The 6,685-nt window shown below is 64.5% G+C and carries 7 protein-coding genes; 5 read left to right on the forward strand and 2 right to left on the reverse strand.

The window, feature by feature from the left end; translation table 11 throughout:
• Nucleotides 1-300: 300 nt before the first annotated feature.
• Entirely contained in the window at nt 301-1,173 is an 873-nt protein-coding gene (locus V5A38_RS14165) for a hypothetical protein (RefSeq protein WP_332326414.1), read from the forward strand.
• A gap of 1 nt (nt 1,174) precedes the next feature.
• Here V5A38_RS14165 and V5A38_RS14170 read toward each other — a convergent pair whose 3' ends face one another.
• Nucleotides 1,175-1,483, reverse strand: a complete 309-nt coding sequence (locus tag V5A38_RS14170) for a hypothetical protein (protein ID WP_332326415.1) — start codon at nt 1,481-1,483, stop codon at nt 1,175-1,177.
• Between the two features lie 128 nt (nt 1,484-1,611).
• Here V5A38_RS14170 and V5A38_RS14175 point away from each other — a divergent pair, with 128 nt between their 5' ends.
• Complete coding sequence (locus V5A38_RS14175; protein WP_332326416.1) at nt 1,612-2,802, forward strand: redox-regulated ATPase YchF; 1,191 nt, start codon at nt 1,612-1,614, stop codon at nt 2,800-2,802.
• Nucleotides 2,803-2,880: 78 nt separating this feature from the next.
• On the forward strand, nt 2,881-3,165 hold the full coding sequence (locus tag V5A38_RS14180) for a ubiquitin-like small modifier protein 1 (protein ID WP_332326417.1): 285 nt from the start codon (nt 2,881-2,883) through the stop codon (nt 3,163-3,165).
• A 31-nt stretch (nt 3,166-3,196) separates the two neighbouring features.
• On the opposite strand, the gene V5A38_RS14185 is transcribed toward V5A38_RS14180, so the two are convergent.
• Nucleotides 3,197-4,879 carry an aldehyde ferredoxin oxidoreductase C-terminal domain-containing protein gene (locus tag V5A38_RS14185; protein ID WP_332326418.1) on the reverse strand — a complete coding sequence of 561 codons (1,683 nt, stop codon included), beginning with the start codon at nt 4,877-4,879 and terminating at the stop codon, nt 3,197-3,199.
• A gap of 203 nt (nt 4,880-5,082) precedes the next feature.
• Here V5A38_RS14185 and coxB point away from each other — a divergent pair, with 203 nt between their 5' ends.
• Both coxB and V5A38_RS14195 read left to right on the forward strand, forming a co-directional pair.
• Nucleotides 5,083-5,835: a cytochrome c oxidase subunit II gene (gene coxB / locus V5A38_RS14190; RefSeq protein ID WP_332326419.1), complete on the forward strand. Its 753-nt coding sequence runs from the start codon at nt 5,083-5,085 to the stop codon at nt 5,833-5,835.
• Between the two features lie 3 nt (nt 5,836-5,838).
• Nucleotides 5,839-6,685 (forward strand): cbb3-type cytochrome c oxidase subunit I (locus tag V5A38_RS14195; protein WP_332326420.1); only part of this gene is annotated, 847 nt, incomplete at its 3' end.

Consider the following 6,685-nt stretch of genomic DNA (forward strand, 5'->3'; position numbering starts at 1 on the left):
CGTGCGGTGCAGTTTCAGATGCGCTCGGCCGGTCGGTCCGCCGAGCGAAAGCGCCCATTTTCGGCAGCGGCCCGAACTTCATCTGCTGGGAGCTGTGCCATCGCCGCCGCCTCCGCGACAGTGACGTTTCGACATGCGACCACGAGAGCGGCGCCGACGAGCAGCGGCTCCACGGCGTCGTCGCGTTCGAGTGCACACCAACCCCGAAGGGTCGAACACGCAAACCAACGACGACACCGCGCGTTTCATTCTTCGCCGACCCTCATTTTTATGATGTGGCATCCCTATGGAACAATAGAGATGGCCACTGCTCGCGATTCACCGGAACTCCTCGCGTTCGGAGCAACCCATGGAATGGACGAGCTTCGCGAGCGCTCGGCCGGACGAAACGTTCTCGCGGTTCTCACGGAGTCGACCGCCGACACGTGGCACCGCCAGTGGGAGCGCTCGACGACCGACGCTGAGCAGCTCGCACTCGTCGAGTGTTACGACCTCGCCCGCAGCACCGCAGCACGGAGCCCGGAGACACGCGTCGTTTCCGACGAACTTGCGGTCTCCACGATCCCACGCCCGGTTGAACCCGAACAGCTCTCGGCTATCCTGACCCGGCTCTTCGACGGCTGGGAGGCCGGGGAATCAGAGACGGTCCTCTACATCGAGTCCCTCGGCGATCTCGTCGCCGATGCCGGGCTCGCGGCGCTCCACCCGCTCTTCGAGCGCCTCGTCGAGCGCACCCGCTCGACCGGCTCCGGTATCGTCGTCACCGCTGACCCGGAACCGGATGACGCGCACGCGGTCAGGGCGTTCCAGGCCCTGCTCACGGAAACCGTCGGCGTCCCGGAGCCGACTGTTGACGCAACAGCGGCGGTTCGCCGCCTCAGGGAGGCCGACCCGACGAAGTTCGGCTACTTTCGCCAGTACTGGCGCGATGCCGTCCGCGCACTCGAGGCAGTCGACCGGGCGTACCCGCAGGCAAAACAGCTCCATGAGGCGGTCGAGACGGAGGAGCTCTCGCCCCGGATGCTCGGCGCCGCGCTCTCCGCGCTCGCGTGGCTTGACGCGATCTCGCTGCGCGGAAACACCAACGGCGCCAATCGATACAACCGACAGAGCTACGACCCGGAGTATGCGGCCCGGCTCGGGTTTGCTGTCGACGCGCTAGAGGAAGCGTAACTCAGCGCCGTTCTGGCGGTTCGAGTGACGTATCCACCACGGTCCCGTCTGGCTCGAGCGACACCGTTCCGAGCATCGCCGTCTCCCCCGGCGGCGTCGAGGCTGTGACGGCCTGAAGCGTCTTCTCCTGGTCGAGTCGGTCCCACAGCACCTGCTGAACGAGCGTCTGGAACTCCTCGGGGTCGGTCCAGCCGGAGTCGATCTCCGAGGGCACCTGTACGACGATTCGGAGTTCCTCCTCGGTGACGTGGACGCCGACCCCGAACGTGTCTGCCGAGTTCTCTGCAGGCGACTTCTCCGTATCGGTCATGGGGAGGCTTCTCCGTCCGGCGGCAAAGGGGCTCCGCCTCTCGAGCGAGGCGAAAGCGTGCGAGAGGTTCTCAGCCGCTGAGGGCGCCGATGACACCGCTTTTGTCCGGCACCCACCTCGTCAGCGTAATGAGTTATCGTATCGGGCTGGTCGGCAAGCCCTCCGTGGGGAAGTCGACGCTGTTCAATGCCGCGACGATGAACGACGTGCCTGAAGGGGCCTACCCGTTCACGACGATCGACCCGAGTGTGGGCGAGGCGTACGTGCGCGTGGACTGTGCAGCGCCGGAGTTCGACGAGGCGTGTACTCCGAGTGTCGGCTACTGTGACGACGGCACCCGGTTCGTCCCCGTGAAGCTCGTGGACGTCGCCGGGCTCATCCCCGGCGCCCACGAGGGAAACGGGCTGGGCAACCAGTTCCTCTCGGACCTGAACGAGACGGACGTCCTCGTCCACGTCGTCGACTTCGCCGGCGAGACCGACATCGAGGGCGAGGCGACCGAGAACCACGACCCGCGCGAGGACATCGCGTTCCTGGAAAACGAGGTCGATATGTGGTATCTCGACGTGCTGGAGAAAGGTATCGAGCGACATCTCACCGGCTACCACGGCGGGGAGGGCGACGTCGAGGCGGCACTCGCAGAGCAGATGGACGCGTTCGGCATCGTCGAAGAGGAGCTCAAGCAGATCATCCTCGCACAGGATATCGGGTTCGACCCCGAGGCGTGGGACGACGAGCAGCGCGAAGAGCTCGCCCGTGAGATTCGCAAGCGCACCAAACCGGTCGTTATCGCGGCGAACAAGATGGACACCTCAGAGGCCCAGGAGCACTGGGCGGAGATCACCAGCGAGGAGGCGTACGCCCATCTCGATTTCGTCCCCGTGAGCGCACACGCGGAGAAATCACTCAAGAAGGCTGCCGACGCGGGGCTCATCGACTACACCCCGGGCGACGATGATTTCGACATCGTCGGGGATGTGAACGACGAGCAGGAGGAGGGACTCGAACAGATCCGGGAGTTCGTCGGACAGTACGGCGGCACGGGCGTCCAGGACGTGCTCGAAACCGCGCTGTTCGACACGCTTTCGTGTGTCGCCGTGTTCCCCGGCAGCGCGAACGGCTCGACGGATGAGAAGGGCGTGTTCCGGGACTGTTTCGTCCTTCCCGAGAACGCGACCGTCGAGGATTTCGCCTACACGCTCCACTCGGACATCGGCGACGGCCTGCTCCACGGCATCGACTGTCGCTCCCAGCGGCAGGTCGGCACCGACCACGAACTGATGGACCGCGACGTCGTCGAAATCATCACGACGGGCTGAGCGTTCCCACCTCTGGCCTCGTGGGCCGGTATGGTGGCGACCGCTGGCTACTTGAGGACTCACGCCAACTACTCTCCTGTGCAGGTCGAGTGCAAACTGTTCGGCCCGTTCCGCGACGACGCGGGCGTGGAGAACGTTGGCGGCGAGTACGACGAGGGAACCACCGTCGGCGAACTGCTCCGGGAGTTAGCAGCCGACTACCCGAGCCTCGACGGTCGGCTCGTCGACGAGGACGAAGCGACGACTGCGGGACCAACCGTCGTCACACTGAACAAGAAGAACGTCAATCATCTCGACGGGCTGGAGACACCCCTCTCGGACGGGGATACCGTCCGTATCGTCCCGTCGGTCTACGGCGGATAGCACCGAGGACGGAGACCCCCCGGCTGCCCGCTCAGTCGTCGGCGGGCGCGACCGAGTCGAAGCTGGCCTGGCTGATAGTGCCGTCATCGTTCCAGCCACGTTCGCCGTAGTACTCCTGAACGGCCTCCTCGAGGTCCGGAATCTCGTAGGGGAGCCGGTCGTCCTCGACGGTTTTCCCGCGCTGATTGTTGAAGTGTCGCTCGCGCTCGATTCCCTTGGCACCGATCTCCTGGAGCCGGTCGTAGTCGGTTTCGAGCAGCGTCGCCAGCCGCTCGTCGGTGATGTAATCGCCGGCGAACGCACAGACGACGCCCGAGTCACGGATGACGTTGCGGTTCTCCTTCTCGACCAGCGTGTCGGCCTTGCCGAGCGTTCCCTCGGGGTCGAGTTCGCCGGAGTACTCGAGGCCGAGCATCCCGCCGTACATGTGGTCGGCGCCGCGGTTGGCGACGGCGTAGGAGAGCCCCTGGCCGTGAAGCACGCGGCCGTCGTGGGCGGCGAACTCCATCCCTTTGACCGTGTAGTTATCCACGCCCAGCTCCTCGTGGGCGCGGTCGACACCCTCAGCGAGCAGGTCGCCCAGCTCGTCCTCGCGGTACGCAACCTTCTTTAGGGTCTCGTGGACCAGTTCCGCGTTGCCGAACTCGTCCTCGCTCTTGAGGTAGGCCGCGAGCGTGACGCCCGCGGAGATGGTGTCCATCCCGAGCTCGTCACACAGCTCGTTGGAGATCATCACGTCGACGATGTCGCCGACGCCCTGGCAGGAGCCGAAGGAGTAGACCGTCTCGAACTCGGGGCCTTCGGTCTCCACGCCGCGCTCCTCGTCCTTGGTCGGGAGCTTGCAGGCGTAGGCACACTGCGAGCAGGCGCCTTTCTTGTACTTCTTCTCCTCGACGGCGTCGCCGCCGATGTTTTCTACACTCTCGAACTCGTACCCGTCGAAGTAGCGCGTCGGCAGCGAGAAGTTGTCGTTGATGAACTCCGTGCCGCCGGTGGTCCCCTGGCGCTTCATCCGGTCGTCGCTGGTCGCCGCTTCGCGGTGGACATCCGCCGAGGGCGGGTTGGGAATCTCGATCTCTGGGTGGGAGTCGCCCTCGAAAGTAACACATTTGACGTTCTTGCTGCCGAGCACCGCGCCCAGGCCACCGCGGCCGAACGCGCGCGAGTCGAACGTCATCACCGAGGCGTAGCGGACGAGGTTCTCGCCCGCGGGCCCGATGGTGATGCAGTTCTCCGGGCCGAGCCCGTGGTGCTCGTCCATATACTCCGAGACGGCGCTGGTCTCGGCGCCCTCGAGTTCGGGGACGGTTTCGAACTCGACCTCGGGGCCATCCTCGCCGTCAGTCACGTGGAGTGCAAGCAGTTCGTCGCTCTCGCCGACGACTTCGAACACCGAGAGTCCCGCGCCCGAGAAGTTCCGCGAGAGATAGCCACCGGCGTTCGTCGAGACCAGCCCGTCGGTCAACGGCGACAGTCCAGTCATATTCATCCGTCCGGTGAAGGACATCTGACTCATCTGGAGCGGCCCCGTCGAGAGGTAGGCGCGGTTCTCCGGGCCGAAAGGGTCGGCGTCGAAGGGGATGCGGTCGTGGGCCAGCGCCGTCGCCGTTGCGCGCCCGCCGATGGTCTGTTCAAGTACGTCGTCGATATCGGTTGCCTCGGCCGTCCGCTCGCTCACGTCTACCGTGAGAAGGGGGCCTTCTGCGTGAAGCATACTAATTCATTTGGCCGACTCCCCTTATTCCTATCTCCTCCCGGGGGAACTGCCGGAACGTTGACCGAGGGCGCGGGCGCAGGCAGGAATCGTTCACGCTCGACCATTCCAGGCGGTTCGAACCGGCAATCGTGCTCGCGCGCGCGCGAATGTTCGAAACCTCTAAGGCAAGAGGGTGGCGAGTACCACTATCAAGACCGCCGATGATACTTGATGCCATAGCCGCATCCATCCTCCAGGGCGGAATCGTCCCGAGGGGGACTCGGGTGCAAGTGTTCAGGGAGATCTACTGGGTGTTCCTCGGGCTGGGAACTCTCGTAGGAGCCGTCGTTATCGGCTACATGCTGTACAACGGGTACAAATACCGCTACCAGGGCGGCGAGGACAAAGACGGGGACCGGCCGAAGCTCGGCGAAGTCCCTACCGGCGGGGGGAAGGGCAAGAAGCTCTTCACTTCGCTGGCGCTGAGTGCCATCATCGTCATCTCGCTTATCGTTTGGACGTACGGCACGCTCCTCTACGTCGAGGCTGCGCCCGAGCAGCCCGACGCTGGCGTCGACGTGGAAGTCGAAGGCTACCAGTTCGGCTGGGACTTCACCTACCTCGACGATGCGGGAGAATCAACGGGGGTGGAGACCGGGGGAACGCTTCGCGTGCCAGTCGGCACGAGGATCAATATAGAGGTGACGTCACGCGACGTGTTCCACAACTTCGGAATCCCGGAGCTGAAAGTCAAAACCGACGCGATCCCGGGTGAGTACACGGAGACGTGGTTCGAGGCGTCACAGACAGGGGAGTATTCGGCCCACTGTTACGAGCTATGTGGCCAGGGCCACTCCTACATGGACGCGACAATCGTGGTGATGGAGGAAGAGGAGTTCGAAAGCTGGTACGAGAGTCAGCAGAACCAGGCCTCCACCGAGAACAGTTCAGCAGTGGCAGCTGGAGGTGCCTAACTGATGAGTGACGAACAACTCGAAACGGACGGGGGGACCGCAAGCGCACTACCGGGGGAGAGCCACGACGACGACGGCCATCTCCCGCCCAAGAGCTCGCTGAAGCGATGGTTGGTCACGACCAACCACAAGGACGTCGGGATCCTCTATACGGCGACAGCGATGTTCTTCCTGCTGTTCGGCGGGGTGCTGGCGCTGCTTCTCCGCGCACAGCTGTGGAGCCCGCGACCGCCCGGCGAGGGTGTGCTCTCGGCGATGGCGTACAACCAGTCCGTCTCGCTGCACGGGCTCATCATGGTGTTCTGGTTCCTCTCACCGTTCGCGTTCGGCTTCGCGAACTACATCGTCCCGCTGCAGATCGGGGCGGAGGACCTCGCGTTCCCGCGGCTGAACGCACTAAGCTACTGGCTCTACCTGGTGTCGGGAATCCTCCTGTTCGTCTCGTTCTTCCAGGGCGCCTCGTTCGCGGGCGGATGGACCCTCTACGCGCCGCTCAACATTCCGGCGTTCATGCCGAGTATCGGGGCGACAACGACGGTGTTCGCGTTGCTGGTGTTCGTCGTCTCGGTCACCGTCGGTGGGGTAAACTTCATCACGACGATGCACCGGATGCGTGCGCCGGGGCTGACGATGCGGAGCCTCCCGCTGTTCACCTGGTCCATCCTGCTGACGGTGTGGATGATGCTGTTCGCGTTCGCCGCGCTGCTGGCGGCGCTGATGATCCTGCTCTCTGACCGACTGCTCGGGACGACGTACTTCGCGGCGACGACCGCCGGCGGTTCGGTGCTCTGGACCCACCTCTTCTGGTTCTTCGGTCACCCGGAGGTGTACATCGTCTTCTTCCCCGCGC

The sequence above is a fragment of the Halolamina sp. genome (assembly GCF_036626355.1).
GTDB lineage: Archaea > Halobacteriota > Halobacteria > Halobacteriales > Haloferacaceae > Halolamina.

What these genes read in the sequence shown, in the direction of transcription:
- V5A38_RS14165 (WP_332326414.1), top strand. Translation starts at nt 301, where the DNA reads ATGGCCACTGCTCGCGATTCACCGGAACTCCTCGCGTTCGGAGCAACC.
- V5A38_RS14170 (WP_332326415.1), bottom strand. Translation starts at nt 1,483, where the DNA reads ATGACCGATACGGAGAAGTCGCCTGCAGAGAACTCGGCAGACACGTTC.
- V5A38_RS14175 (WP_332326416.1), top strand. Translation starts at nt 1,612, where the DNA reads ATGAGTTATCGTATCGGGCTGGTCGGCAAGCCCTCCGTGGGGAAGTCG.
- V5A38_RS14185 (WP_332326418.1), bottom strand. Translation starts at nt 4,879, where the DNA reads ATGCTTCACGCAGAAGGCCCCCTTCTCACGGTAGACGTGAGCGAGCGG.
- coxB (WP_332326419.1), top strand. Translation starts at nt 5,083, where the DNA reads ATGATACTTGATGCCATAGCCGCATCCATCCTCCAGGGCGGAATCGTC.